Origin of the sequence: Helicobacter cinaedi CCUG 18818 = ATCC BAA-847, from assembly GCF_000155475.1 — a bacterium.
Taxonomy (GTDB): Bacteria; Campylobacterota; Campylobacteria; order Campylobacterales; family Helicobacteraceae; genus Helicobacter_C; species Helicobacter_C cinaedi.
Window position 1 is genome coordinate 553,863 of the sequence record NZ_DS990392.1, and the last position, 26,709, is coordinate 580,571.

27 protein-coding genes and 1 pseudogene are annotated in these 26,709 nt (G+C 39.0%); 18 read left to right on the plus strand and 10 right to left on the minus strand.

Going from position 1 to position 26,709, the window contains the following annotated elements:
- The first annotated feature begins 79 nt into the window (after positions 1-79).
- Together ciaB and HCCG_RS07095 are read left to right on the plus strand one after the other, a co-directional pair.
- A complete protein-coding gene (ciaB, locus tag HCCG_RS07090; protein WP_002956793.1) occupies positions 80-2,137 on the plus strand; it encodes an invasion protein CiaB in 2,058 nt (685 codons plus the stop codon).
- Positions 2,138-2,679: 542 nt separating this feature from the next.
- Positions 2,680-2,955: pseudogene (locus HCCG_RS07095) on the plus strand (tryptophan synthase subunit beta); the annotation flags it as partial.
- An 85-nt stretch (positions 2,956-3,040) separates the two neighbouring features.
- Here the strand turns inward: HCCG_RS07095 and HCCG_RS07100 are convergent.
- The 8 genes from HCCG_RS07100 to HCCG_RS07135 all read right to left on the minus strand — a co-directional run bounded on the left by HCCG_RS07100 (position 3,041) and on the right by HCCG_RS07135 (position 10,288).
- On the minus strand, positions 3,041-4,777 hold the full coding sequence (locus tag HCCG_RS07100; protein WP_015453518.1) for an alkaline phosphatase family protein: 1,737 nt from the start codon (positions 4,775-4,777) through the stop codon (positions 3,041-3,043).
- Between the two features lie 284 nt (positions 4,778-5,061).
- Positions 5,062-6,318, minus strand: a complete 1,257-nt coding sequence (locus HCCG_RS07105; RefSeq protein WP_014666662.1) for an Opr family porin — start codon at positions 6,316-6,318, stop codon at positions 5,062-5,064.
- A gap of 7 nt (positions 6,319-6,325) precedes the next feature.
- Positions 6,326-7,153 carry a pantoate--beta-alanine ligase gene (gene panC, locus HCCG_RS07110; RefSeq protein ID WP_002956797.1) on the minus strand — a complete coding sequence of 276 codons (828 nt, stop codon included), beginning with the start codon at positions 7,151-7,153 and terminating at the stop codon, positions 6,326-6,328.
- Positions 7,140-7,847 (minus strand): orotidine-5'-phosphate decarboxylase, encoded by a 708-nt coding sequence (gene pyrF / locus HCCG_RS07115; protein WP_002956798.1) that lies wholly within the window; start codon positions 7,845-7,847, stop codon positions 7,140-7,142. The genes panC and pyrF overlap by 14 nt, the downstream gene beginning before the upstream one ends.
- The gene (gene nusB / locus HCCG_RS07120) at positions 7,844-8,341 is read right to left on the minus strand and encodes a transcription antitermination factor NusB (protein WP_002956799.1); all 498 of its coding nucleotides are present in this window, start codon (positions 8,339-8,341) and stop codon (positions 7,844-7,846) included. The genes pyrF and nusB overlap by 4 nt, the downstream gene beginning before the upstream one ends.
- Positions 8,342-8,346: 5 nt before the next feature.
- Positions 8,347-8,817 carry a 6,7-dimethyl-8-ribityllumazine synthase gene (ribH, locus tag HCCG_RS07125; protein WP_002956800.1) on the minus strand — a complete coding sequence of 157 codons (471 nt, stop codon included), beginning with the start codon at positions 8,815-8,817 and terminating at the stop codon, positions 8,347-8,349.
- Positions 8,814-9,632 (minus strand): 3-deoxy-8-phosphooctulonate synthase, encoded by an 819-nt coding sequence (gene kdsA, locus HCCG_RS07130; protein WP_014666659.1) that lies wholly within the window; start codon positions 9,630-9,632, stop codon positions 8,814-8,816. The genes ribH and kdsA overlap by 4 nt, the downstream gene beginning before the upstream one ends.
- Positions 9,632-10,288: a carbonic anhydrase gene (locus HCCG_RS07135; protein WP_002956802.1), complete on the minus strand. Its 657-nt coding sequence runs from the start codon at positions 10,286-10,288 to the stop codon at positions 9,632-9,634. The genes kdsA and HCCG_RS07135 overlap by 1 nt, the downstream gene beginning before the upstream one ends.
- 148 nt (positions 10,289-10,436) lie before the next feature.
- Between HCCG_RS07135 and HCCG_RS07140 the strand changes: the two genes are divergently transcribed.
- The 9 genes from HCCG_RS07140 (at position 10,437) to HCCG_RS07180 (ending at position 16,828) form a co-directional block, all read left to right on the plus strand.
- Positions 10,437-11,123 carry a DedA family protein gene (locus tag HCCG_RS07140; protein ID WP_015453520.1) on the plus strand — a complete coding sequence of 229 codons (687 nt, stop codon included), beginning with the start codon at positions 10,437-10,439 and terminating at the stop codon, positions 11,121-11,123.
- Between the two features lie 70 nt (positions 11,124-11,193).
- Complete coding sequence (gene ribA, locus HCCG_RS07145; RefSeq protein WP_014666656.1) at positions 11,194-11,781, plus strand: GTP cyclohydrolase II; 588 nt, start codon at positions 11,194-11,196, stop codon at positions 11,779-11,781.
- Positions 11,782-11,793: 12 nt separating this feature from the next.
- Positions 11,794-13,047 (plus strand): molybdopterin molybdotransferase MoeA, encoded by a 1,254-nt coding sequence (locus tag HCCG_RS07150; RefSeq protein WP_002956805.1) that lies wholly within the window; start codon positions 11,794-11,796, stop codon positions 13,045-13,047.
- Between the two features lie 37 nt (positions 13,048-13,084).
- Positions 13,085-13,309 carry a MoaD/ThiS family protein gene (locus tag HCCG_RS07155; protein WP_002956806.1) on the plus strand — a complete coding sequence of 75 codons (225 nt, stop codon included), beginning with the start codon at positions 13,085-13,087 and terminating at the stop codon, positions 13,307-13,309.
- A complete protein-coding gene (locus HCCG_RS13050) occupies positions 13,309-13,917 on the plus strand; it encodes a molybdopterin synthase catalytic subunit (protein WP_014667548.1) in 609 nt (202 codons plus the stop codon). The genes HCCG_RS07155 and HCCG_RS13050 overlap by 1 nt, the downstream gene beginning before the upstream one ends.
- Entirely contained in the window at positions 13,908-14,459 is a 552-nt protein-coding gene (mobB, locus tag HCCG_RS07165; RefSeq protein ID WP_002956808.1) for a molybdopterin-guanine dinucleotide biosynthesis protein B, read from the plus strand. The genes HCCG_RS13050 and mobB overlap by 10 nt, the downstream gene beginning before the upstream one ends.
- Positions 14,447-14,977 carry a molybdopterin adenylyltransferase gene (mog, locus tag HCCG_RS07170; RefSeq protein ID WP_014666653.1) on the plus strand — a complete coding sequence of 177 codons (531 nt, stop codon included), beginning with the start codon at positions 14,447-14,449 and terminating at the stop codon, positions 14,975-14,977. Before mobB ends, mog begins: the two co-directional genes overlap by 13 nt.
- Positions 14,978-14,998: 21 nt before the next feature.
- Positions 14,999-15,475 (plus strand): cyclic pyranopterin monophosphate synthase MoaC, encoded by a 477-nt coding sequence (gene moaC, locus HCCG_RS07175; RefSeq protein WP_002956810.1) that lies wholly within the window; start codon positions 14,999-15,001, stop codon positions 15,473-15,475.
- A gap of 9 nt (positions 15,476-15,484) precedes the next feature.
- Positions 15,485-16,828 (plus strand): DNA recombination protein RmuC, encoded by a 1,344-nt coding sequence (locus tag HCCG_RS07180; RefSeq protein WP_002956812.1) that lies wholly within the window; start codon positions 15,485-15,487, stop codon positions 16,826-16,828.
- A gap of 14 nt (positions 16,829-16,842) precedes the next feature.
- Here the strand turns inward: HCCG_RS07180 and nadB are convergent, their stop codons facing one another.
- Positions 16,843-18,288 carry an L-aspartate oxidase gene (nadB, locus tag HCCG_RS07185; protein ID WP_002956814.1) on the minus strand — a complete coding sequence of 482 codons (1,446 nt, stop codon included), beginning with the start codon at positions 18,286-18,288 and terminating at the stop codon, positions 16,843-16,845.
- Positions 18,289-18,537: a hypothetical protein gene (locus HCCG_RS07190; RefSeq protein WP_002956815.1), complete on the minus strand. Its 249-nt coding sequence runs from the start codon at positions 18,535-18,537 to the stop codon at positions 18,289-18,291. It lies immediately after the preceding gene.
- On the opposite strand from HCCG_RS07190, the gene HCCG_RS07195 reads away from it, so the two are divergent.
- From HCCG_RS07195 to murI, 7 genes are all read left to right on the plus strand, one after another.
- Positions 18,529-18,987, plus strand: coding sequence for a hypothetical protein (locus HCCG_RS07195; RefSeq protein WP_002956816.1), 459 nt, complete (start codon positions 18,529-18,531; stop codon positions 18,985-18,987). The two genes, HCCG_RS07190 and HCCG_RS07195, sit on opposite strands and share 9 nt — an antisense overlap.
- Before the next feature lie 28 nt (positions 18,988-19,015).
- Positions 19,016-20,857 (plus strand): excinuclease ABC subunit UvrC, encoded by a 1,842-nt coding sequence (gene uvrC / locus HCCG_RS07200; RefSeq protein WP_172618405.1) that lies wholly within the window; start codon positions 19,016-19,018, stop codon positions 20,855-20,857.
- Entirely contained in the window at positions 20,854-22,335 is a 1,482-nt protein-coding gene (locus HCCG_RS07205; protein WP_014666647.1) for a hypothetical protein, read from the plus strand. The genes uvrC and HCCG_RS07205 overlap by 4 nt, the downstream gene beginning before the upstream one ends.
- A gap of 9 nt (positions 22,336-22,344) precedes the next feature.
- Entirely contained in the window at positions 22,345-23,847 is a 1,503-nt protein-coding gene (locus tag HCCG_RS07210) for a sensor histidine kinase (protein ID WP_002956819.1), read from the plus strand.
- Between the two features lie 2 nt (positions 23,848-23,849).
- Positions 23,850-24,539: a response regulator gene (locus HCCG_RS07215; RefSeq protein ID WP_002956820.1), complete on the plus strand. Its 690-nt coding sequence runs from the start codon at positions 23,850-23,852 to the stop codon at positions 24,537-24,539.
- 116 nt (positions 24,540-24,655) lie between these two features.
- On the plus strand, positions 24,656-25,942 hold the full coding sequence (gene rho, locus HCCG_RS07220) for a transcription termination factor Rho (protein WP_002956821.1): 1,287 nt from the start codon (positions 24,656-24,658) through the stop codon (positions 25,940-25,942).
- Between the two features lie 14 nt (positions 25,943-25,956).
- Complete coding sequence (gene murI, locus HCCG_RS07225) at positions 25,957-26,697, plus strand: glutamate racemase (RefSeq protein WP_002956822.1); 741 nt, start codon at positions 25,957-25,959, stop codon at positions 26,695-26,697.
- The last annotated feature ends 12 nt before the right edge of the window (positions 26,698-26,709 follow it).

The window sequence follows — 26,709 nt, forward strand, 5'->3', positions numbered from 1 at the left end:
TTAACATTTATTCAGCGATATTATGGCAAAGTTTTGCTAATTTATCTTAAGACACACAAGCAAAAACTAAGGAGATATTATGGAAAAATCAAAAGCAGTATTTGAAAATGAGCTTACACAGATTTATGAGCTAAGCCAGATTCAAAGCAGGGAGATTTATACATTTTTTGACGCTATAACACAGCAGGATTCACCCAAACACAAGATTTTATGTGATTTAAGTAAGCAATGCAACCTTGAACCTAGTCAATCAACCCTTATGGCGTTGTGTGAGCGTATAGTAAATCTGCGAGAAGATAAAGTCGTGCAGATTTTACAAACGCAATATGTGGAGAGTGAAAACAAAGAATATGAGATTGACAAAGCACGATATATGCTCCTTGATTTTGTGATGAGATTCTACCAAGGGCAGTTTGAAAGCCTTTTGCAAAGTATAGAGCAAAAGGGGCTTTTAAGTGCATTTTATAGGGAGATTCTAGCTAGTACACATCGCGTTGGACTTGCGATGAATGGCTTTTTTGTATCGTGGCAAAAACGACTGATTGATGGGATAAACCGAGACTTTGAGAAGACATATAGCTTCGTAGAATCTCTCACAAACCTAGATTCTACAGAAGTATCTTGTGATGATTTTTTGGGCTGTAGAGGTGGGGGTGAAGGGAGTTTGCTCAATGCAAATGACCAAGCCAACACCGCAGACTCCCACAAAAGCACACAAGAGACAAGGCAGATTCTAGAATCTAGCCTTGATAGAAATGAAAATGGCGTATATATCGGGCGGTGCTACTCTATCCCATTGCAAGTTGGCACAAAGTTTATCTCACAGCCTTATATCAAGGCATTCCCACAGGAAGTGGAGTGTATTATTAAATCTTTGAAGCAAAGTATTGAAAATCTTAGTTTGCTAGAAGATTCTATATATCACGCAAAAGATGCTTATATTGCCTATTTGAAGACACTTATCAAGGCGTGGGGAGAGAGTGAAAGCAAAAATCTCATCAAGCAATGGCAGGAAGTGGATTTAGCGTGGATGGCTATCAAAACGCCCTTGCAAATCGCCCACCCTTTTGAGTATTATGAAGATATTTATCGCCATAGTGTCGCACCAGAATGGGACTTACGCCTAGAAAATAAAAAGAATGAAACAAAAAGCTATGCTAAAAATCTTGTGGGAGCAATGTTTCAAACATTAAGTCAAGAATTAGAGCTAGATTCTACGCTTTATAATGCCATTACTTGTGCGTTTAAGCAAACAAGCTTGTATAACTCAATGCCGCTTTTGTATTATGGAGCGGAGAATAATGGACTATTTTCCGCACAAGTGGTGCCAAATGATGAGACAATCTCCAGTCAAAAGGGCAAAAAGATCTTTGCTTTCCCAGATAGAATCATCAATCAAGCTAAAGCCAAACCGCAGATGAAAATTAATGTAGAATTTTTCGGGGTGGAGCTTTTGGAGAAGTGGCGTGAGATTTTATTTCATAATGAAAGGCTTTGGCACTTTGTGTATGACATTAGCACGAATGGACACGAGTTTGGGCATATTCTGTGGGTGGATTGGCAGAGTGAGGGGCTTATGAATATTGATGGAGAGTTTAAAAATATAGAAGAATTTAAGGCTACTTGCGGTGGGCTTGTGGCGTGGTTTTTACACTATGAGAAAGCAAAAAATATGGGGCAAGATTCTGCGGATTGCAAAGATTTGAAAGAGATTCTTGCTTATGAAACAAGCTTGGGTGGAATGGATAAAATTTTAGAATCTTTGCTTGAAGATCACATTAAGCGTTGTGTTGGGCTTATGGCGTGGAGGGAGAGCTTGGAAGTTCGGGCGTATTATTGTGAGGGACTATTGCATTTAAGCGGATTATTTGAAAGCGGGGTGTTAAGCTTTGATAAAGCACAAACACCGCGTTTGCAGATTCACAAAGAGCATTATGCTAGGCTGATAAAGTGGTATCAGCACACCTACACATCTTTGGCTAAGCATTACATACAAAAGCTCCCAGCAAATGCGTGGCTTGAACGCTTTATCAATCGCAATGGCTATCACGCTACAAATCCGCAAGTTAGAGCTTTTGCTGACTTTTATTGGGAGCGGTATAAAAGCATTGGCAATGAGATTTACTCGCCTTTGTAAAGCTTATTTGCAAATCTTAAAAGTGCAAATAAGCAGCACCCTTAAACCCCAAATCAAACAGCCCCACAGTTATAATTAAATCTCCACATTCAAGCTCTACGCTTCATATATCCCCTCAATTCAATGCCATCAACCCAGAATCTTCATCTTAAATAAAATAATATTAATACCAAATTGTGCACCAAGATGCTTTGACACACAAAGCTAGGAATATTCCCATTCAGTCTTACTCAAAGGAAGTTATGCAACAACAGCATTATAATTACCAACTTACGCCTTGAGCAATGACAGAAGACACAGGCACAACAGCAACCTTAAAAAAATACAAATAAAACTATAAGGGTTGACACCATGTTAAAAAACACAACATTGAGCGTAATGCTAACTTACAATCTATTTCCAACAGAAAAATGTGTATTTTTACCTGTAGTGAGACTTAAAAATATGCATTTGAGTCTTCTTATTTTAAATTACAAATAATGGATTAATAAGTTTATTGATGGCAAATCCATTTTAGTAAGTCAAATTTAAGGATTTTATAATTTAAAGCCAATCGTTTGCATTTTACTTCCGCCACAGATGATGAAGCACTAGAAGCATTAGCATTTTTTGCTAAAAATGAGGGCATTATCCCAGCTTTAGAGTCTAGCCACGCCCTTGCTGCATTACTTAAAGTATGCAAAGAGAATAAAGGCAAAAAAATCATTGCAAATGTGTCAGGCAGGGGTGATAAAGATATTTTCATCACAGCAAAAGCCCTGACACCAACGCAATGGAAAAACTTTTTAAAAGATGAGATAAAGCGGATTGAGAGCTAGGCTCAAAGTTAGATTAAACTTAGATTCTCTAAACCTTGGCGTATTGCAAATTTTTCTTTGAAATCTCTAAAAATATAATCAAATGTCAAAGGTTTTGCTTTAAATCTTTAATCTCCTGACTTATATCCTCCCAATTATGTGATTCAAAAATATTTTCTCTCACACGATAGGCACGATCTATTTCTAAGTGTTCGGTAAACGGGGAATTTGTATGATATAAAATGCGGTTTGTTGCGTGTATATCTGCCATATTATCACAATTAAGAGCTGCAAATTTACACACCATTGTATAAACATCGGCATTGCTTTTTAAACCACTATCAATTCTTAATTTGCCCTTTGCACCAAAGGGCTTTACAAGCAAAAGTGCATCTGATTGGGTGCCAAGCTGTTCAAAATTATTGTTTTGAATCTGTGAAAAACTATCATAATGACCATGATCGCTCACAATCACAATAGCACTTTTATCATAAATATCATTCTCTCTAAACCAATCTAACCAATCAAGGACAAACTTTATCGCACAATATTCATTGTTGTAATGCTTATCATTGTATCCATTACGATATTCTTTGGGCATAAATGCCTGATATAATTCTGGCAAGGAGCTTTGTGCAAAAACATTAGGAGCACATTGATTTTCTAAATCTAATTGCCAAGGATAATGCGTAATCATTGACTTGATATATTTAAAAGTTTTTCTTTGTGAATTTGTATTGGAAACAAATGGAAACATTGCTACATCCGAGACATATCTAAGCTGTGTCGCCAACTCATCAGATAAATTTTTCTTCGCAAAAAGCCACTGGCCATCACCATAAATCCTAACTCTCATCGTATAAGGTGCAGCCTTAAAAAGACCAATGGCAAAGAGTATGGCAACAGAATCTTGTTTTTTTCTAATCTCATCAAATTGTGTTTGAATAAAATCACCCAAATTATAATGATGGATAAAACTTCCTATGTAACTCTGTTTATCTTGATTTGCTACCAATACCGTATCACCAAAATAAGATTCAAATGTTGTAGGCAAAACCGGCACTGTATCATACACCGCAACCTTATATCCCTTTTGCAATAGTTTTTCTGGCAAAATAAAAAATGCTTCATCATATGAATCTTGTGCGTTTCTCACACCTTGATTATAAAGCGATAGGCTCGTATATTTTTCCCCTCCCATTAATGCTGGAGTATTAAATTGTGTATTGTTGGAAGTTGCAAGTGTATTGTTATAGTATGTAAAACCACTTAATTTTTCACGCAAATCCTCCTGCTGCAGGATTATATCTAAATGCGAACCGGTAAAAGCATCAAGCACTAAAACCAAAATATTAGAATCTTGTGAAAAAGATAAAAGCTTATCATTATAAGGTGGCAAGACATTATCATATACTTTTTGTGAAATATCAACAGATAAAATTTTTATAGCATCACGCAAGGCAAAGCTAACAAAAACTACACCGCATACAAACGCAAAGTGAATAAAAAAACGCTTATAAATAAGCACAAATACAACAACCATAGAGCATAAGCCAAAAATGATATCAAAATATTTATTTTTAGGATTATAAACGGATACACCACCTTGAAAAACAAAATTATCAAGTAAGCCATAAGTGTTAAACTCACAATCACGCACAAAGATCGCACTATAACATGTAGCCATAAACATAAGCACACATAGTGCCCATACACAAACTTTAAATAGCCTCGTTTTATAAACAAAACTTATAAAATAAATAAACACAAATGAAAACAACAAAAACCAGCCAAAAAGCTTTGCTAAAGTTGAACGAATCTGCGTAATATCAAATTGCGACACATCACTGCTATAAACACTATAAGGATTGAAAACAAAAACAACAAAGCAAATGTTACATATCGCTATAATTGACATAAGGCGATATTGCTTAAAATCGTGTCGGGCAATGTCGGCATACGGGGTAAAAACCCTACGCCACACTACCCTAACAGAATAGAGTATGATATGTAAAAGACTTATGCTTTTAGTTTTGCGCCCCCCCCCCCCGCAGACTATTGAATCTAGCCTTTGTTATATGCCAAATTTTATATATTTTATCCATACTGCTCCCTTCAATCAATTTCTCAAAATGCCAATTTCATACCTAGATTCACATTTGTCATATGTGGATAGTATAACTGTGAGCCACCGTGTGTGTTAAGGACATTCACAATACCACTAAAATGCTCTGTAAATCCAAAATCAAGTAGAAAATTTACTTCATTCACCCTATCATAAGGCTTTAGTGGATCATTTATCATAGACATTCCCCTAAACTTCGTGCTACCATACACCACCGCAAAACTCACTCTATCAATGGCAAACATCACCTTGCCATACCATACATTCGAATCTACGCCTTCAAGCAGGGCTCTCCCGCCCCACATAAAAAATGGACTGACACTATTACCAAGCGTATTGAGAGACCCCCAGCCGACATTACTTCCACTGCCGATATAGCCTCCGCTCACTTCTGCCATATCTTTCACGCCTACATAAACCTTCACATCTGTGTTGTAGCCATTGCCCTCTTTGCCTTTTTGCACACCATAGGTTTGCTCAAAGCTCGTGGCAAAATGTCCGCTCAAACCGATATAAGACTTTGAAGCCTCATATCGTGCAGAGGCTTTCACACCTGTGGCATAAAACATACTTGGATTAGCAATACCATAAAATTTCACACTCATCACTTCGCCAATATGATATTTGAAGCTCATTTGTGTCAGCCCAAGGCTATTGTGCGGATTCACATCATAAAAGCCTGTCATTTTATTATACTGCACATAGCCACTATTTTTTACCCACAAGCCCTCAATCAGTGCATTTGGCAAGGAGCGATTCCGCAGCCACACACCATCTACAAGCCTATCTGCCCATTCAGAATCTGCAAAAATACGCCCAGCCTTAATACTCGTATTTCCATCAAAATATTCTACATAGCTTTGCCCTAGCATCGTGCGATCATTCATATAAAAATCCCTAGAAGCATCGCCCTTGCCATAGCGATTTGGATTATTCGTTAAATTCTCAGCTCCCCAGATAGAATCTGTATCATTTTCATACGCCACACCCACTGCCCTAAAGCTCACCGCCACACGCAAATACTTATAAAACGCCGAGTGGTAGGCTAAGCCCACACTGCCTACCATATAGCCAGATTCACTAAAATCATTTTTGCCTTTATTGTTGCCTTGATTTTTTGTGCCATTTGTGTAATTGCCATATAGGGTAATATCACCGCTTGAGATTCCATTTTCTAAGGCTTCATCAATACTATCATATCCCCACGCATACCCCCATACACTTCCGCAAAGCATTACGCTTAAAACTATTTTTTTCATATTTTTCCTATATCCACAGATTATCTAACAAACGCGTTTTGCCAACTTTGAGTGCGATTAAAAAAATACTTTTTTGCTTTTCTATCATTGCAATGGGTTTAAGCTCTCTATTAAAAAAATCCGCATAAAAAAGTGTAGTTTCACTCTGTGTTAAAGATTCTAATGCAAGGGTTTTAAGCTTATCCACTTTTACTTCGCCATTGTCAATTTCCTTTTTCACTAAAGCAATCGTGCGTGGGATACATAGAGCAGTCTCTCGCTCCTTTTGGCTCAAATAAATATTGCGTGAGCTTAGAGCCAAGCCATCATCATCGCGCATAATCTCACAAGGCACAATCTCAAGATTCAAAAACAAATCTCGCACCATTTTTTGTAAAATCAGCACCTGTTGTGCGTCCTTTTGCCCAAAATACGCCCTATAAGGCTGAACCAACATAAAAAGCTTTAGCACCACAGCAATAACCCCAGCAAAATGTGTCGGTCTATCAAAGCCCTCTAAAATATAGCCCATATTTTTTGGGGGATTAAAAGTAATTTCATCTGTGCTATACATATCTTCCACACTTGGGGTAAATACCGCACTCACCCCTGCTTTTTTACATAATGCCAAGTCAGCTTCCAAAGTGCGAGGGTAGCTCCCAAAGTCTTCATTCTCCCCAAATTGCGTAGGATTCACAAAGATAGATATGATTGTATGCTTATTTTCCTGTAATGACTTTTCAATCAAGCTTAAATGCCCTTTATGCAATGCCCCCATAGTCGCCACAAAGCCTACACTACCCTCTAGCCTACTGCGAAACTCCCGCAAAGACCGCCTATCTCTACATACTTCCATTCATCGCCTTTAAAATATCTTGCACCACTTCTATGGGCTTATCTGCCTTATAAATAGGGCGTCCAATCACGGCAAGATCACTTTTGCAATCTAACGCATCACGCAAGGTCGCCACACGCTTTTGATCCCCCACATTTTCCCCGAATGGACGGATTGCTGGTGTGATAGTAAGAAAGCTAGAATCTGTGCGTTGCTTAATAGCTAAACTTTCATAAGTAGAACACACCACACCATCAATCCCCGCCTTGTAGGCTAAACTCGCAAGTTTAAGTGTATGAGAAAATACAGGGGCATTATACACTTCCATAAATTCATCATCATCAAAGCTTGTCAAAGCACTCACACCAATAATAAGGGGCATTTGATACTTTTCTTTTAATCTAGCGATTTCTTTCATAGCTCTTAACCCACAGCTTGTATGGATTGTCAGCATATCAACGCCAAGCTTTTGGACTTCAATAATCGCATCAAGCATTGTATTTGGAATATCATAGAGTTTCAAATCTAAAAAGATTTTATACGCACCATATTTTTTAATAGATTCTAATCCGCTCACACCATCACGAATAAAGCTCCTTAGCCCAATTTTGAGCCAAATATCTTGCTTTTGCGATGATGAAAGGGTGCGTAAAGATTCTAATAAGCAAAGGTTTTCTTGCAAATTTTCATTATCAAGGGCAATACAGAGCTTCATTTATCTCTGCCTTTATCTTTATTTGCATTTTGTGAGAGAGAATCTAAACTTGTAAATTCTATTTTAGAATCTTGTGCTTCCTTGCTCATTTGCCTATGAGCCTTACTCAACGCATCAAGCACACCATTTAAAAAACGTGGCGTATTATCCTCCCCACCATACATCTTGCCAAGCTCAATAGCTTCATTAATCACCACAGGAGAATCTGTATCCGTATAGAGAATCTCATACGCCCCAAGTCGCAGCACTGCCTTTTCCATTCCCCCAAGCCTAGAGAAATCCCACTCCTTAAGATAAGGGATAATCGCTTCATCAATGCTTTGTAGATTTGTAATCGCACCTTGCAAAAGCAAAAATGCAAAATCTTGTTGTTTATTTTTAATCTTTTTCTCTTCAAACATAGAACGCGCAATGTCTAAAATATCCTTATTCCCCAAGTCATAGGCATACAGCATTCCAATAACCGCCTCTCGTGCCTGCGTGCGAGTAGCCATAAGTCTTAAGCCCCGATTTTTCTATACAGATTCACAAGCTCAATAAGCCCTGCCATAGATTCAAAGCCTTTATTTCCTGCCTTTGTCCCCGCTCGTTCAATAGCTTGCTCAATGCTATCTGTGGTCAAAACACCAAAGGTTACAGGTGCGCCATATTTAAGCGTAACATTAGCAATGCCCTTTGTCGCTTCAGCAGAGACATAATCAAAATGTGGTGTTGATCCGCGAATCACCGCACCAAGACAGCAGATTCCATCATATTCACCTTGAGAAAGCACTTTTTGTAACGCAAATGGAATCTCATACGCTCCGGGCACAAGGATTAAATCAAGTAAATCATCTCTGCCTCCGTGTCGTAAAAAGCAGTCCTTTGCCCCCTCAACAAGCCTATCGGTAATAAGATGATTGAATCTAGAGCTGATAATGGCGATTTTTTCACTCCCCATAAGTTGTAGTTTGCCCTCTATCACATTCATTTGCACTCCTTTTGTGTGAGATTAGTAATCTTTTGTAGCTCATCTATGAGCGGAAGCAAGGCATTTGTCTGCACCATATTTGGTCCATCACTTAATGCTTCTTTGGGATTGAGATGTGTCTCCATAAAAAAGCCATCAACGCCAACTGCCGCAGCCGCCCTAGCAAGATAAGGCACAAATGAGCTATCGCCACCACTTTTGCCACCAGCTGCCCCGGGCATTTGCACACTATGTGTCGCATCAAAAATCACCGGTGCAAAAGAACGCATAATCACTAATGAACGCATATCTACCACAAGATTCCCATAGCCAAAGCTGCTGCCCCGCTCTGTGAGCCAAATTCTATATTCCTTTGCTTGTTCATAAGTCGCCTGTGAGCCTCCACGCGTTTTGATGGCTTTTAGCACACTATGTTGCATATCCGCAGGATTCATAAACTGCCCTTTTTTGATATTCACAATACAATCCGTCTTTGCAACCGCTACAATCAAATCCGTCTGCCGACACAAAAACGCTGGAATCTGTATAATATCCGCCACTTCAGCAATCGCACCTGCTTGATAACTCTCGTGTATATCTGTAAGAATCTTATAACCAAATTTAGTTTTAATCTCTTGCAACATCGCCAATCCCTTTTCTAAGCCCGGTCCGCGATAAGATTCTAAACTCGTGCGGTTTGCCTTATCAAAACTCGCTTTGAAATAAAAGTCAATCTGTGGATTCTCCGCTAAAGGCTTTAAGGCTTCAGCTACGGCATTTAGCCCCTCAATGCTTTCAATCACGCAAGGTCCGCTCATTATTATCATACGCTCCATTATACGCTCTCCTTTTTAATTTGATTTATTGTCTTAAACTCTCGCTTTATCATATTGTAGTTTAGAATCTCACCTGTTTCTATGATGTAATACCACCCATACACATTTAAATCCCCCCTATCAAACCGCTCCTCCACAAAAGGATAAGTCATTAGATTCTCAAGCTGATGTTCTATATTCATCTGCTCCATAAGCCAAGTGCGTTTTGCTTTGGAATTTGGCTTTAGGGCATCTACCTTTTGTTTTACCGGCTCTAAAAGCTCTATCCATTTTTGGACATAGGGTGCATTCTCAAGCTTTTCTAGTGGCTCATAAATCGCCGAACAAGCCCCACAATCACTATGTCCGCAAATAATGACATTCTTAATACCCAAAATCACCAAAGCATATTCTATGGCGGAAGTCGTTGCTAAATACCCATCGCGTATGCCTTTGTTTTTCCCCAAATATGGTGGCACAAGATTCCCCATATTGCGTATGACGAATAAATCCCCGGGTAAAGAGTTTGTTATCAAATTTGGCACAACGCGTGAATCTGTGCAGGTGATAAGAAGCGTATGTGGCTCTTGGTGTTTTTTAAGGCTCTCATACAGCTCTTTATGCTCGTTGAAATCCTCCTCTCTAAACTTCACCGCCCCTTGAAACAGCTCCTTCATTCCACTCCTTTAGCATTACACTCTTCACGCCTAGCCTTAATAAACACTTAGCGTTGGCTAGATTCTGTAAAAAAAATTATGGCATTATATCAAACTAAAATAATCACAATGCAATTTGATTTGATAACTTTAATTTAAGGGAGCAAAAATGGGCGAGATACTTGGTAGCATTATAGGCGGTATTGTTGAGATTGTAGGCACACTTGGATATGTTGGGATTTTCCTTATGATGTTTTTAGAATCTAGCTTCTTTCCCTTCCCCTCCGAAGTGGTGATGATACCTGCTGGATATTTAGTCTATACAGGCGAGATGAATGCTATTATCGTTGTGCTATGCGGGATTTTAGGCTCTTTAGCTGGGGCATTATTTAACTACTACTTGGCATTAAAATTTGGGAGAGATTTTCTTATCCGCTATGGCAAATACTTCTTTTTCACTGAATCTACTATGCAGAAAATGGAAGATTTTTTCACAAAGCACGGACCTATCAGCACATTTATAGGGCGATTGATCACGGTTGTTAGGCAATATATCTCTTTGCCCGCTGGACTAGCCAAAATGAATCTAGCAAAATTTTGCCTTTATACTTCGCTTGGTGCGGGTATTTGGGTGATTATCCTAACCATCATCGGCTATTATGCTGGGGTGCTTTTTGACACAGGCATAAGTGTAGATTCTATTATCCACGCCTTTACTTCACGCACACCAAGCCCACAAGAGCTAGAGCTTAAAGGGCTTGTCAAACAAGCAGGACTTTACACGCTAGGCTTTGTAATTATCTGTGGAGGCGGATATTTGCTTTATTGGCGTTTGAAAAAGAAAAATCACTTATGATTAATCAAAACATTTTAGAATCGCTCTTTCAAATTCACCTATCTTACACAAGATCAAAAAAGGATAATAAATGATGAAATATGATATTTCCAATCAAGCTAAGCTCCCAACGCGTTTTGGGGATTTTCTCACAATCAGTTTTCGCGAGTATCTTGCAGATTCTACAACAAAAGAACATCTTATCGTTTTTACACAGAATCTTAGCAAAACTCCCCTAGTGAGAATCCACTCCGAATGCCTAACTGGCGATGTCTTTGGCTCACAAAAATGCGATTGTGGTAATGAATTAGCTTTAGCAATGGAGAAAATCGCTCAAAGTGAAGAGGGCGGTGTGCTGATTTACTTGCGACAGGAAGGGCGAGGGATAGGGCTATTCAATAAGATTAATGCTTACGCTTTGCAAGATATGGGCTATGACACAGTGGAGGCAAATCAAAAGCTTGGCTTTGAAGGCGATATGCGAAGCTATGAGATTGTAGGCGAGATTTTTAAGCATTTTAACATTACAGAGATTAATCTTCTTACCAACAATCCACGCAAGATTCACGCCTTAGAGCCTTATGCAAAGGTTGTGCGGCATAGCATTATCACCCCTTGCAATCCCCACAACAAAGCCTACCTTGAAGTTAAAAAGCAAAAGCTTGGACATCTACTCTAAGGATTATAGAAAATGGCAAACTATCCTAAACTTATTAGCTACAAAGAAGCCTTGCATATCCTAGATTCAATCCCCATAGAGCCGCTTGGCACACAGCAAGTGCATTTTAAAAATGCCCTAAATAGAATCTTAGCCCAAGATGTACAAGCCCCTTGCAATGTCCCAGCCTACCCTACCGCTGCGATGGACGGCTATGCGATGATGTTTGAGGATTTAGAGCTACTCTCCAAGCAAGGACTTACTATCCTGCCACCAAATAAAGCTGGGAATCCCACCCGCCCAACGCTCCAAAAAGCCCACGCGATAAAGACTTTCACCGGATCTGTAATGCCACTTAATGCTGATACGCTTATCATTGTGGAGTATATCACGCTTGAAAATAATAAGATATTTTTAAATGCCCCGCTAGATTCTATCCGCAAATCCCAATGGATACGCCAAGTTGGCGATAATTATAAAGAGGGCGAGATTCTGCTCCGTCAGGGCGATAAAATCGGTGCATTTGAAGTAGGCTTGTTAGCAGAGCTTAATCAAAGCTTTGTGCAAGTGTATCAAAAGGCAAAGGTTGGAATCTTATGCGTGGGCGATGAAATCATTGAAGTGGGGCAAGATAGCCCACATCACAATGTTGTGCGAAGTGTCAATACACATCTTTTAGAATCTCTGCTTTTACAAATGGGGCAAGAGCCTATCATTTATCCCATCATCAAAGATGATAAAGAGATGATAAAAACTGCTTACATTCAAGCGTTAAAGGAATGCGATATGCTCCTTACCACCGGCGGTATGAGTGCTGGGGATTATGACTACACACAAGAGATAATGCAGGAATTGAGCCAGATTCACTTTAAAGGCGTGAGATTGAAGCCGGGCAAACCTGTTGCCTTTGGTGTGGCTAATAAAACGCTGATTCTAGGACTACCGGGCTTTCCAAATTCCTCTGCGGTAACTTTTTTGCTTTTTGGCACCACCTTACTTGCTCGTTTGCAAAATAGAATCCACAAGCCCCCACATATTGAAGCAACATTTGAAGCGACTTTGCTTGAAGAGTGCAAACGCAGTGATTCCAGATTAGAATTTCGTGCGTGTGAAGTGTTCTCACATAATGGCAAACTCAGTGTGAGTTTTGCAAAGAAAAAATCCCTGCAAAGCTCAATGGTGAATAATCTTACCCACAACACTGCCCTTGCGATTTTAGAAGAAAATGGCAGTGATTTACCCAAAGGTGCAGTGGTGCAAGTGATGTTTCTTCATCATCTTATATAGAATCTTGTGTAAAATCCCAAGCAAAAGGAGTGTTTATATGGTAAAAGTTGAATTTTTGGGACCGATGAGCCATATCCCCCCTGTTGAGCTAGAAGCAAACACATTACAAGAGTTAAAAGAGATTTTAAGTAAAGATTCTGCTCTGCAACAATGGCTTGCAATAAGTGCAGTGGCGGTTAATGATGAGATTATTGAATCTCTATCCCACCCATTGTGTGATGGCGATAGAATAGCTTTGCTCCCTCCAGTGTGTGGTGGATAATGCTAAGTTTATATCACGGAGCATTGCCAACAGGTGAGCTTTACACACAATGGGAAGCTCTAGCTCAAAGCAAAAATTGCGGAGCAGTAAGCATTTTTAGTGGTATCGTGCGAAAAGAGCAACATCTAAAATCTCAAAACCCCAAAACGCCGACTGCGGAAATATTTTTAGATAATTTCAAGGGTTGTGCCGATTCTTGTGCGAGAAGCTACCTAAGCGGTAGTGCCGATGCGCAAGAAGCAAACTCCCTTGAAATTGCTGAAAAGATGACGCAGTTTCTAGATTCTAGTGATATAGAAGCCCTTAGCTTTGATATTTATAAACCCTTACTAGAGAAATGGTTTCACTCGTGGCAGGAAAAAGCCCATAATATGGGGGCTTATGTGTGTATGGCTCACAGCATAGGCGATGTGCCTTGTGGGAAAAGCTCTTTTATGTGTGGCATTATCTCATCTCATCGCAAGGTAGCTCTTAGTCTGTATGCGGAGCTGATAGAGGATTTTAAGGCTAATGCACCCATTTGGAAATATGATGTTATCAATCACAAAAGAATCTATGCCAAAGAGAGAAGCAAAGCCCTCAAAGGAAGTGGAATCTTATGCAGGTAGATTCTAAGCCCATTATTTTTGCCTTTAGCGGGAAAAGCAATAGTGGCAAGACGACGCTTATTTGTAAATTAAGTGAGTATTTTAAGGCAAGGGGAGCAAAGGTAGCTATTTTCAAGCACGACCCAAAGGATAAGGCAATTTTTGACACACAGGGTAAGGATTCATATAAATTCTTTCAAACTGCCGATGCGGTGGCTCTTATCTCGCCTACACGCACTATTTTGCAGACAAAAAATGAAAGCGTAGATTCACAAGATTCTACCGACATTCAAGCCTTTTATAAAACTATGGAGCTTTTTAAGGATTATGATTTTATTTTTATTGAAGGGCTTAAAACTCTGCCTTTTAAACGCATTGTTGTTGCAAGGGAGGGTGTAGAATCTACTTATATTCCCTATGCGGACGCTTTTGCCATAGATGAGAGTGTGAGTAATGCTAACATCGTGCCAAGTCATATCCCCACACTCAATCTTAATGATGTGGCACAAATTGCAAACTTTATTTTACAATCTACAACAAAGGATACACAATGCAAACAATAAAAATCGGTGTGCTTGTCTCAAGCGATAGAGCCTATCAAGGAATTTACGAAGATGAATCGGGCAAAGCAATACAAGAAGTGCTAAAAAGCTTTATCCTTAATCCTTGCGAGTTTTGCTACCATATCATCGCTGATGAGCAAAGGCTCATAGAATCTTATCTCAAAGATTTGAGTGATAAGCAGGGTTGTGATTTGATTGTAACCACAGGTGGCACAGGACCCGCAAAACGAGATGTAACGCCCGAAGCCACAGAATCGGTATGTCAAAAAATGCTTCCCGGATTTGGTGAGCTTATGCGAAGTGTGAGTTTGCAATATGTCCCCACAGCGATTTTATCGCGTCAAAGTGCTGGGATACGCGGAAAGTCTTTAATTATCAATCTCCCGGGCAAACCAAAAAGTATAAAAGAATGCCTTGAAGCAGTCTTTCCTGCTGTGCCTTACTGCCTTGATTTGATTGAGGCAGGATACATTCACGCAAATGCGGAGAATATCACTATATTCCGCCCAAAAGCCTAAAGAGAATACAAAAGGAATCTTATGCAGCTCACACATTTAAACGAACATAACAACCCCACAATGGTAGATGTCAGTCCAAAGGAAATAAGCCAAAGAGAGGCTTATGCAAGTGGCATTATCAGTATGAGTAAGGAAGCCTTTGAAGCAGCTATCAACGACAGGGGCAAAAAGGGATCTATCACGCAGACTGCCATAATTGCCGCTATTATGGGGAGTAAAAAAACAAGTGAGCTAATCCCTATGTGCCACCCGCTAATGTTAAGCAAGGTGAATGTTGATATTAACCCAGATTCTAGCTCTTACTCCATTAAGCTTGGGGTGCTTGTGAAATGTGAAGGCAAAACGGGCGTGGAAATGGAAGCGATCACAGGTGTGAGTATCGGGCTTTTAACCATCTATGATATGCTAAAGGCTATTGACAAATCTATGAGTATAAGTGAAATTAAGCTTGAATCTAAGCGTGGAGGCAAAAGTGGTGATTTTCACAGACAGAACTAAGGGAAAAATATGAATATTGCCTTAAGCTTTGGGATTATGAGTCTATGTGTGTGCTTTGGGCTTTATGTATGGCACACACGCCGCATTAAAAAGCTAGAATCTTCATATAATCTTACACTTGAGCAATACAAAGAGCAGTTATTACAAGCAAATCTAGCTCTCCAAAACGCACACAACGAGCAAGAGATTTTACAATCCCAAATGAGCCAACGCCTACAAGATATGCAGCAAATGTATCAAAACGCCCTATTTGAAGAAAAAGCCCATTCCCAAGCAATGCTAGAGCATCTTAAAGAGCAGTTTATTTACACACAAAATGAGCAAGAGCGACTAAAAGAACAAAATAAGCAAGAATTGCAAAATGCCTTTAAGGCTTTGAGTGCGGATATTCTAGCTCAAAATACACAAAGCTTTAATCAAAGCCAAATGCTCTCTCTCCAGCCCTTGCGTGAAGAGATACAGCGTTTCACAAAACAGCTTTCACTCAATTATGAGACAAATCTCAAGCAACACACAAGCCTAGAGACGCAGATTCACCAACTTCATAAGCTCAATCTTCAGCTCTCAACTGACGCACATAATCTTACAAATGCTTTAAAGGGTGAGAATAAAACGCAGGGAAATTGGGGAGAGGTGATACTCCAAAGAGTGTTAGAAAATAGCGGATTGCAACAAGGGCGAGAATATGAGATTCAACAAACTTTGTATGATGATAGCTCCAATTTGCTCCGCCCAGATGCGATTATCAAGCTCCCTAAGCATAATGAAGTGGAGCGGTGCGTTGTGGTAGATTCAAAAACTTCGCTTATAGCCTATGAACGATTATGTAATGCAGAAAATGAAGAGGGCAGGATTCAAGCCAGAAAGGAACTTGCCCTTTCTATCCAAAGCCATATCAATGCGTTGAGCGGAAAAAATTATCAGCAACATTTGCAGGGGCAAAAGCTTGATTTTGTGCTGATGTTTGTGCCAATTGAAGGGGCATTTTTAGAAGCTATGCAGTATGATATGAGCTTGTATGATAAGGCATATCAAAAAGGTGTGGTGCTTGTTTCACCCACAACCATTATGGCAGTGCTTCGCATTATCCACAATCTATGGCAATTTGAACATCGCAATAAGAATATTGATAAGATTTTTAATGAGATTCAAAAGCTTTTTGTTTATATTGAGCGATTTGAAAACGCACTTGAGAAACTTGGCAAAAATATTAACACCTTGCAAAAAACTTTCAGCGATGAAGTGATGACAAAATACAACGGCACACAAGGCATAGCAAGTAAAAGTGAGAGTATCCAAAAGCTCCTTAAAGGTGCAGGGGTTGAGATGATAGAAGTAGAGCCAAACTCATAGAATCTGGCATAACTTTAATCAAGCCTATAATGTGCGCCTTTGCTTTCCTTGCGTGCTTTGGCAGATTCTATGATTTTTTTAGCTACAAGCAATCGTAGTCGTAGCATACGCCCAATATTAGATTCTAGCATTACCTCAACGCCACCTAGAGCTGAATCTAGCCCACTTTGTGAGCGGATAATCCCAACCTTATCCCACATAATCTCCCGTAGCACATTCTTAAGCCGGACATCGCCCTCTTTTTGTAAGACTTCTTCACATAGCGGAAAATGCCGAATGGGATTTTGGATAGAATGCCCTGCGATATATTCCGCAACTCTTTTGCCAAAAACAAGCCCTTCTAAAAGTGAATTAGACGCAAGGCGGTTTGCTCCGTGCAGCCCATTACACGCACATTCCCCCACCGCATAGAGATTACTCATACCTTTGACTAACCCTTGTGAATCTACTAAGATTCCACCCATAGAATAGTGAAACGCTGGAGATATGGGAATCTTTTGCTTAGGTAGAGAGAGTTTATTTGTGCTTAAATCGCGGTAAATATTTGGGAAACGCGTTTTAAAATCTACTTCACTAAAAGCACTCGCATCTAAAAAAGCTGATTTTTTTTGTGTGGAGCAATAATCCATTATCCCCCTTGCCACAATATCTCGCGGAGCAAGCTCGCCTCGCTCATCATAGGCAAACAAAAATCTCTTATTATCTTTATCTACAATCACACCGCCTTCACCTCTCACCGCTTCGGATATAAGGTATTTTCTCGCTTGTGGGTTGCTGACATAGGCTGTGGGATGGAATTGCAACATTTCCATATCTTGCAGAGCTAAATTATGCTCTAAAATAATGCCATGCAAATCACTGCTAATGGTATAAGCATTGGTATGGTATTTAAAAAGCCCCCCAACGCCACCACTTGCGATAACCACCTGATGTGCGTAAAGATTTTGCAAACCAAACTTACTTTGCACACATACCCCATAGCATTTATCTTCTTCAATGAGTAAATCCACCACTTCAGCATTTTTCCACAATGTCGCTTGAAGTTTGCCTATAAGGTGCGTGTGGAGATTTCTCCCTGTGGCGTCCCCACCTGAATGCACGATTCTAGAGCAGGAATGCCCCCCTTCTTTAGCATAAAGTAACTGCCCCTTATCATCTCTATCAAGTATAAAGCCACTTTGGATAAGCTCCTGTAAAATCACATTGCTATGTTGGCTTAGAATCTCAACGCACTCCCTATTATTCACCCAGCCACCGGCTGAAAGCGTATCTTGTATATGTAGGGCTTCATCTTGCTTATCTTTTGGAATAGTAATGCCACCTTGTGCGTAAAAGGTATTACACTCCCAAGGTTGAGCTTTACACAGAATCAGCACCTTTAAATGCGGGGGTAAATGCCTAGCACAATATAGCCCAGCCACACCAGCACCGATGATAATCACATCATATTGTTGGCTCATTTATTCCTCATCTTCTTCATAACTTGCTGAAGGCTTAGAGCCTATCTCTTGGAATAGCACTTTCTTTTTAGATTCAGATTCAAGCTCTTGTGGAATAGAATCTTGCTCTATTTTAGAATCTGCTTTAAAATCTTTATAAAAAGGATCTGCCTTGTATCCACAGCCCACAAACCCACAAGCAAAAATAAATATCAAATATGCTACAATCAGCCTATGAAAGCTGAAATAAGAACTAAAACGATGTATCATTTACTCTCCCATATAAAACGAGAATTTCCACTTTTGCACCAAAAGCTTGAAGCCCAAAGTGAAATTACGCGTTTTAAAAATGCCTTTCTTACTCCGCTAGAGCGAGAGCAGATTCTATTCATTGTGCCTAAAAACAATCAATTGCTTTTTGCTTTTAAGCATAAGGCGTTGTGCCTAGAATTTAATCATTATAAGCATAAATTTATAATAGAGAGTTTAAAGCAATATAAAGAGCGTTTCCCCAGCCTTGCTTCTATCCAAAAAATACACGCCTATGTGCCTTCTCATATCCTTAGCCCAAAGCCCCCACAAAAAAGCGTGCAAATCTACCGCGAACACGCAAAAGGCGAGTTTATAAACCACGCCAAAAATCCGCAGATTTATGAGAAGTTTGAAGCACTTCGGGTTGGGATAAAACGCCAATGGGAAGCACAAAATGCCAAAGCATAAAAACATTCACAAAATATCCAAAACATCAATATATAGTCTGCTTTTTACCCTGCAAAATCTCCCTACACAGCCCGGAATCTACCAATATTTTGATAAAGATGATAACTTGCTCTATGTCGGCAAGGCTAAAAATCTAAAAAATCGCATAAAAAGCTATTTTTCTATCCATAATGACATCATCACGCCAAAGGCTAACCTTAGCCAAAGAATAGCCCTTATGGTATCCCAAGTGGCTAAGATTCACACTTTACTTACACAAAGCCAAGAAGATGCCCTTATCCTTGAAAACTCCCTTATCAAAAGCCTAAAGCCAAAGTATAATATTCTTTTGCGTGATGATAAAACTTATCCTTATATTTATATTGATACTTCTGCTACTTTTCCACGATTTGAAATCACTCGCAAGGCGCTACAAAGTAAGCATATTGAGTATTTTGGTCCTTTTGTGAGTGGAGCTAGAGAGCTGCTTGATAGTCTCTATGATGCCCTGCCCCTTGTGCAGAAAAAATCCTGCCTTAAAGGCAAAAAGGCGTGTATATTTCATCAGATTCATAAATGCCCTGCCCCTTGTGAAAATAAAATCTCTCAAAGTCAATATGCAGAGTATATTACACAAGCAAAGGCGTTTATAGATGATAGAAAAGGACTTATAGAGATTTTAGAATCTAAAATGCAGATACTCTCACACAATCTACAATTTGAAGAGGCAGCAAAGATACGAGATAGAATCCAAAAGCTAAAAACACTAAAAACCCAATCTATTATTGATATTATGAGCGGAGATTATGATATTTTCTTGCTTGATTCAGCAGGGCAAAATCATATCCTTATGATGCTTTTTATCCGCAATGGACGCATTGTCTCAAGTGATTTTTCATTTATCCACCAAGAGATTCACAGCCAAAACCTAGCCCAACTCTACACCCAAGCCTTACTTAATCACTATAAAACCCCTCTTCCCTTGCCACCAAAGGAGATTCTTATCCCGCATTTTGACTTCCAAGACAAAGATGAAAAAGATGATTTACAAAAGATTTTGCAAGCCCAAACACAAAGTCATCTCAAAATCACCCAACCACAAAAAGGCACAAAATATAACCTTTTGCAACTTGCTAAAAAGAACGCCCAAGAAATCCTAACTTTGCATACCAAAGAGCAAAAGAACGCCCAAAATGAAAACACCACTTTATACGCTCTAAAAGATTTATGCAATCTCTCTCAAGTGCCTTATAGGATAGAGATCTTTGACACCTCTCATCATAGCGGAAGCCACAATGTAGGCGGAATGGTAGTGTATGAAAATGGCGAGTTTATCCGCAGTGCTTACAGACGCTTTGAGCTTCATAGCAGTGATGAATACTCTCAAATGAGTGAAATGCTAACACGCAGGGCAAAAAAATTTGAATCCAATCCGCCACCAGATTTATGGCTACTTGATGGGGGCAAGGCTCAAATCAACCTAGCACTTGACATTCTAAAAAGTGTGGGGGCAAATGTAGATATTATCGCCATTGCCAAAATGAAATATAATGCCAAAGCCTATCGCGCTAAAGGCAATGCCCTTGATATTTTACGCACACAAAATGCGGAGTTTAAACTTAGCACAAACGATAAAAGACTACAATTCTGCCAAAAGCTCCGCGATGAAGTGCATAGATATGCTATCACTTATCATCGCAACAAAAAGCAAAAAGACATACACAAGATTCAGATTCAAAAAGGAAGTGATATGGATAGCTCTTATAGCAAGGCTCAAATTAAACAACTTTTAGATTATTTTGGCTCATTCCACGCCTTTCAAAACGCTCCAAAAGAACAGATAGAAAATGCTCTTTCACGCTCTTTTAAAAGTAATAAAGATTCAAAATGATTACTTCTTTATACAATCAAACCCTAGATATTCTGCACCAAAGTTTTAAAACTTTAGACATTAAACTTGCCAAAGACAATGCCCAAAAAAGCCTAGAATCCCTTTGGCAAAAGCAAAGCGGCGAAAATCCACAGCTTACAGAAAATGAAATAAGAATGGCGATTTTGCATTTTTATCATCAATGTGGCTTGGGGGCGTTTGTGCATTATGATAAAAACACACTCCATATCATCACGCATATTAAAAACAAAAAGTATAATATCTATGTAGATTCTATCTGCGAGTTTTTAAAAACCCACAAAGCCCTTTATACACAGGAGAAAATCAAGCAAGGCGAACTGACAAAACAGGATTTTAAAGAGTTGTTTGACTTTGTGGAATCTAGCTTTGATGTGCAGAGAAACACACAAAGAGAGCTAATCAAAATCGCTCTAAGAAATGTCTTTGGCATACAGGCTAGGGACGCACTTTTTTTTAAAGATGGAGAGATTAAGCTTTTTACCTTTGATTATGAAAAGGTAAAAATCAACAATGAAATCCGCAAGATTAATAGCAACGCCCACATTAATGTCTTAAGCAATGAAGATAAAAAGATTTTAGATAATGCCTTGCTTTCAAGCGATATGCACACTATCATCGTGCAAAATACCTTGATGATTTTACAAAATGACATACATCTCTCACGCATAGATAATCTTGAGTTCAATAAACGCTTTAGCTTTTTTGCGATTCAAAAATTGCGACTTTATATAGAAAATCTTGCTATAAACCATATAGATTCACTAGCAAAAAGCATTTATTGTATGAATCTAGCACATAAATATACTAATGTGATGTTTGAAGTGGTGGCAAAAGAGCTTTTAGAGCTTTGTAGCAAAAATAACGCTAATGCTATTAAATTTATTGAGTTTTATAATGGCGGCTCACTTGAGCTTAAAGGGCAGATTCTAAAAAAGCCACTTATCATTGATAGTAATGGAAATCCTTGGACTATAAATCTCATACAACAAGCCCTAAAAAGTAAGCTTAATATAGAGTTTGACATACAAAAAATGCAACAACAAAGTGATAATATTGATAAACAGATTGAGAATATCACCCGCACAAGCAACCAGCACGAGCTAAGTTTAAAAGAATCTCACACCAAAGCTGAATATTGCAAAAATGACTTAGAATCTAAAAATCAAGCCCTGCGTTTGCTTGTTAATCAAAAAGCACCAAAAGAGCAGATTGATACGCTAAGTGAAGAAATAAATGCCCTTATTCTTAAAAAATCACAGATTCTAAACACCACTGAAGAGCTGCAAAAAGAGTTTGTGGGCTTAAATAATGAGTATATCAAGCTTTTAGAATCTAAAGAAGAACTCAAACAACGCATTAATTACACTTTTAAGAAAAATAGAGAAATTTTTTTGCAATATGACTTGCTTTGCCACGCTTTAGGCGATGCAATTGCAAATGGTAAAGAACTGGTATAAGGATTCACAATGAGAAATATATTCACACATTTTATTAACAAAACCTCCTTTCACACGCAAACGACAATCCTTGTGTGGATTATTATAGTTGGTTTTGCTTTAGTGGCAAGTGTGGGGCTGCTTACACTCATTGGGTTAAAAAGCGAGTTTGATACAAACTCACCACAAAATCGCAATATCCACTCACTCATACTGCTTAATAAAAATTACGACCCATACAAGCCAAATGACAAGATTCCACAACTCCTTGAAATGTGGGAACAATACAAAATGTATAATCTTACAAAAAATCAAAATTTAGCTACTACACATTTGCGAGAATGGTATGCTAAAACCTTTAAGCCCAGCCACTACACACAGATTCAAACACTTCTTGCTAAAGAAAATACCATTTTAGAATCTATTGACAAAGCCTTTATTACAAATGATAGTCATAGCATTCCTTCCCTGCTAGAAGAGCAGATTCTACTCGCATTTGACATTGCCCTATACAACAAATATATCACAGATTCACTCTATCAAAACACCTTTATCATTTTGGCAATCTTTATGTTTATTGTCATCACAACAATCATCATTCTTGCCCTATCTATCCGCCAATCCATTAATATCAATCATCTCACATTAGAGCAACTCGTGCAGGAAAAAACCCAAGAGCTACAAAACCTTAATGAGAATCTCCAAAAGTCCATAGATTACGAAGTAGAGCAAAATCGCAAAAAAGATTTGATTATGTATCAACAAGCTAGACTTGCTTCTATGGGGGAGATGATTCAAAATATCGCTCATCAGTGGCGGCAACCGCTTAACTCCCTGATGGTGCTGATACAAAGCTTTAAAAGCAAGGCTATGCAAAAAAAGCTAGATGATGAGTTTGTCCTAACACAAACGCAATATGGTATGAAAATCGCCACAGAGATGTCAAATACTATTGAAAACTTCCGCAATTTTTTCCGCCCAGAGAATAAGACAGAGCCTTTTACGCTCTCTTCAAGTATTTGGGATTCTGTGGAATTGCTTAAAGCTCAACTGATTGAAAGCTCCATTGAAGTGAAAGTGTGTATTGAAGAGAGTGAAAAGGACTTAAGCATTGATGGTTTTCAAAACTCATTCACACAAGTGATTTTAATCCTTATTAACAACGCCATTGACGCACTCAAACTGACTATGGAAAATAAAGAGGGCGAAAAAGACTTTAGCCCACTCATAGCGATTTCATTAGATAAGGTAGGGTATAATGTCGCACTTTGTGTGAAAGACAATGCAGGGGGGATTCACCTAGAGGATAAATCAAAAGTCTTTGAGCCTTATTTTACCACCAAGCATAAGTCCGTTGGCACGGGCGTTGGACTGTATATGGCAAAGCAAATCATAGAGCGTCAATTTAATGGCACAATCAATGTAGCTAACACCCATTGGTCTAATGGGGATTTTGAACGCAATAAAGATTCTAGGAATAAGGAATATTTTGGGGCTGAATTTAGCATAAACATACCATTACAAAAGGATTAGTTATGAATCTAAACGCACTTAGCAAACTCACTATTTTATACGCAGAAGATGATAATGACACGGCTAATCTCACAAGCTTGGTGCTTGAAGATTATGTCGGGCGTTTGCTTGTGGCAAAAAATGGACAAGAAGCACTCAATCTTTTTAAACTCCACAAGGTTGATTTAGTCATCACTGATATTCTTATGCCAAAGATGAATGGTATTGAACTTATTGATGCTATACGCACTTCAAGCACTCACCCCGATGTCCCTGTTGTCATTACCACCGCACATACTGAAACAAAATATCTCCTTGATGCCATAAGACTACGCGTTGATGGTTATATTCTTAAGCCCATTAATGTAGAAGAGTTACTCCACGCACTTGATAAGGCGATTTTGCCATTTTTACAAGCTGATGAGATTGCCTCTAAGAATCTGCTGATTAATGCTATCTCTACATTTGTGGGCGGAAAGAAAATCGCCATTATTCAATTTTTGCTCTCCCATTGCGATAAAGATAATATCTTTTATGGCTCGTATGAAGATATTATCGCTCATCTTAATGTCAGCAAACCCACCATTGTTAAGACTTTTAAGCAGCTCATTGACACGGGCATTCTTATCAAAATCAAAAATAAAGTCTATAAGATTCACCCCGATTTAGACCAAAATGCCAAAAATAACGCCCTAAAAGATTCTAACCCTTGACTCCAAGCAAAGTTTTTAATACAATCAGCGTTTCATTTCATCTATGCAATCTCTTAAGATTTAGAATCTAATTTTGCAACTTCTCAATTTCTTAACAAAATTCTTTAAGGACATTTATGGCAGAACACAAACGAACTCACACACCTGTGGAAGGCTATCAGCTAGAAGAGCTCCGCACAAAAAGCATTAAACAACTTATTAGCATCGCTGAAGAAGTCAAGGTTGAAAATCCTAGTGATTATCGCCGACAAGATCTCATCTTTGAGATTCTAAAAAATCAAGTCAATCAAGGCGGATATATCCTTTTTTCAGGGATTTTAGAAATTACAAATGAAGGCTATGGCTTTTTGCGTGCTTTGACAGAAAGTCTTGCAGATTCTCAAAATGACACTTATGTTTCACAATCTCAAATCCGCCGCTTCGCCTTGCGTAATGGCGATATTGTAACCGGACAGGTGCGCGCCCCAAAAGATCAGGAGCGATATTATGCACTTTTAAAGATTGAAGCCATTAATTATATGTCGCTTGAAGAGAATAAAAACCGCCCTCTTTTTGATAATCTCACCCCCCTATTCCCACAAGAGCAGCTCAAGCTTGAATATGAATCTAGCAAAGTTACAGGTAGAATGCTAGATCTCTTTAGCCCCATAGGCAAGGGGCAGAGAGCGCTTATTGTAGCCCCTCCTCGCACAGGAAAAACGGAGCTTATGAAAGAGTTAGCCCACGGCATTGCGAAAAATCACCCCGAAGTTGAACTTATGGTTTTGCTCGTTGATGAGCGACCCGAAGAAGTAACTGATATGGAGCGGAGCGTCAAAGGGCAGGTGTTTAGCTCTACTTTTGATATGCCAGCGACAAATCATATCCGCGTAGCTGATTTAGTTATTGAATCTGCCAAGCGAAAGGTTGAAATGGGTAAAGATGTGGTGATTTTACTAGATTCTATCACGCGTCTTGCTCGTGCGTATAATGCCGCTACACCTTCAAGTGGTAAGGTGCTAAGCGGTGGGGTTGATGCCAATGCTTTGCATAAGCCTAAGCGATTTTTTGGTGCAGCTAGAAATATAGAGCAAGGCGGAAGCCTTACCATCATCGCTACAGCCCTTATTGAGACAGGCTCTAGAATGGACGAAGTGATTTTTGAAGAGTTTAAAGGCACAGGTAATAGCGAAATCGTCTTAGCACGAAATATTGCTGATCGCAGAATCTACCCAGCCTTTGATGTGCTTAAAAGCGGAACGCGAAAAGATGACTTGCTACTTGGCAAAGATAATCTCACAAAAGTGTGGATGCTACGCAATGTAATGCACACAATGGACGATGTAGAAGCACTTAGCTTTATTTATTCAAAAATGAAGCAAACAAAGGACAATGAAGAGTTTTTAAATATGATGCAAGAGTAGTTTAAGGAAAATAGATGCGAACAGGGGTTTTTGACAGCGGTATTGGGGGCTTAAGCGTTTTAAAAAGTCTTATTAATGCAAAACTTTTTGATGAGATTATTTACTATGGTGATACAGCTCGTGTGCCTTATGGTGTGAAAGATAAGCAAACTATTATCCGCTTTTCCCTAGAAGCATTAGATTTTTTTAAGCCCCATAATATTGATATTCTCATCGTTGCGTGCAATACCGTGAGTGCCTATGCATTGGAAGAAATGCAAAAACACAGCAAGATTCCAATCGTTGGCGTGATTGAGCCCGGAGTCTTAGCCGTGCAAAATAAGCTCAAAGACACAGATTCAGAAATCCTTATTTTAGCCACTCGTGCCACGATTAATTCTGGGGAATATGAGACACGCCTAAGAAAAATAGGTTTTTGGAATCTTAAAAGCCTTGCTACTGGACTTTTCGTGCCACTTGTTGAAGAGGGTTTGCTTGAAGGAGCGGTGCTTGAAAGCGTGTTTGATTACTATTTTAGTAATTTCACCAATCCACCAAAAGGCATTATCCTAGGCTGCACACATTTTCCGCTTATCGCAGATGCTTTGAGTGCGTATTTTAACAATCAAAGTGTGCTTATCCATTCAGGCGAGGCGATTGTGGAGTATTTAGAAACGCATTTGCAGCTTCGCACACAATATCCACTCAAATCACTTCAATTTTTCGCAAGTGATAACACCGCCTCTTTAACAAAAATCGCACAAAAGTGGTTATAATAGCACCCCCAA

Excerpts from the sequence above, each read along its gene's own strand:
- HCCG_RS07195 (WP_002956816.1), top strand. The coding sequence starts at position 18,529 with ATGTATCATTTACTCTCCCATATAAAACGAGAATTTCCACTTTTGCAC.
- HCCG_RS07155 (WP_002956806.1), top strand. The coding sequence starts at position 13,085 with ATGGTAAAAGTTGAATTTTTGGGACCGATGAGCCATATCCCCCCTGTT.
- HCCG_RS07210 (WP_002956819.1), top strand. The coding sequence starts at position 22,345 with ATGAGAAATATATTCACACATTTTATTAACAAAACCTCCTTTCACACG.
- HCCG_RS07140 (WP_015453520.1), top strand. The coding sequence starts at position 10,437 with ATGGGCGAGATACTTGGTAGCATTATAGGCGGTATTGTTGAGATTGTA.
- rho (WP_002956821.1), top strand. The coding sequence starts at position 24,656 with ATGGCAGAACACAAACGAACTCACACACCTGTGGAAGGCTATCAGCTA.
- HCCG_RS07205 (WP_014666647.1), top strand. The coding sequence starts at position 20,854 with ATGATTACTTCTTTATACAATCAAACCCTAGATATTCTGCACCAAAGT.
- moaC (WP_002956810.1), top strand. The coding sequence starts at position 14,999 with ATGCAGCTCACACATTTAAACGAACATAACAACCCCACAATGGTAGAT.
- HCCG_RS13050 (WP_014667548.1), top strand. The coding sequence starts at position 13,309 with ATGCTAAGTTTATATCACGGAGCATTGCCAACAGGTGAGCTTTACACA.
- mobB (WP_002956808.1), top strand. The coding sequence starts at position 13,908 with ATGCAGGTAGATTCTAAGCCCATTATTTTTGCCTTTAGCGGGAAAAGC.
- pyrF (WP_002956798.1), bottom strand. The coding sequence starts at position 7,847 with ATGAAGCTCTGTATTGCCCTTGATAATGAAAATTTGCAAGAAAACCTT.
- HCCG_RS07180 (WP_002956812.1), top strand. The coding sequence starts at position 15,485 with ATGAATATTGCCTTAAGCTTTGGGATTATGAGTCTATGTGTGTGCTTT.
- nusB (WP_002956799.1), bottom strand. The coding sequence starts at position 8,341 with ATGGCTACTCGCACGCAGGCACGAGAGGCGGTTATTGGAATGCTGTAT.
- murI (WP_002956822.1), top strand. The coding sequence starts at position 25,957 with ATGCGAACAGGGGTTTTTGACAGCGGTATTGGGGGCTTAAGCGTTTTA.
- HCCG_RS07105 (WP_014666662.1), bottom strand. The coding sequence starts at position 6,318 with ATGAAAAAAATAGTTTTAAGCGTAATGCTTTGCGGAAGTGTATGGGGG.
- ribH (WP_002956800.1), bottom strand. The coding sequence starts at position 8,817 with ATGAATGTGATAGAGGGCAAACTACAACTTATGGGGAGTGAAAAAATC.
- mog (WP_014666653.1), top strand. The coding sequence starts at position 14,447 with ATGCAAACAATAAAAATCGGTGTGCTTGTCTCAAGCGATAGAGCCTAT.
- panC (WP_002956797.1), bottom strand. The coding sequence starts at position 7,153 with ATGGAAGTATGTAGAGATAGGCGGTCTTTGCGGGAGTTTCGCAGTAGG.
- HCCG_RS07215 (WP_002956820.1), top strand. The coding sequence starts at position 23,850 with ATGAATCTAAACGCACTTAGCAAACTCACTATTTTATACGCAGAAGAT.
- HCCG_RS07150 (WP_002956805.1), top strand. The coding sequence starts at position 11,794 with ATGGCAAACTATCCTAAACTTATTAGCTACAAAGAAGCCTTGCATATC.
- HCCG_RS07135 (WP_002956802.1), bottom strand. The coding sequence starts at position 10,288 with ATGAAGGAGCTGTTTCAAGGGGCGGTGAAGTTTAGAGAGGAGGATTTC.
- kdsA (WP_014666659.1), bottom strand. The coding sequence starts at position 9,632 with ATGGAGCGTATGATAATAATGAGCGGACCTTGCGTGATTGAAAGCATT.
- HCCG_RS07190 (WP_002956815.1), bottom strand. The coding sequence starts at position 18,537 with ATGATACATCGTTTTAGTTCTTATTTCAGCTTTCATAGGCTGATTGTA.
- ciaB (WP_002956793.1), top strand. The coding sequence starts at position 80 with ATGGAAAAATCAAAAGCAGTATTTGAAAATGAGCTTACACAGATTTAT.
- nadB (WP_002956814.1), bottom strand. The coding sequence starts at position 18,288 with ATGAGCCAACAATATGATGTGATTATCATCGGTGCTGGTGTGGCTGGG.
- ribA (WP_014666656.1), top strand. The coding sequence starts at position 11,194 with ATGATGAAATATGATATTTCCAATCAAGCTAAGCTCCCAACGCGTTTT.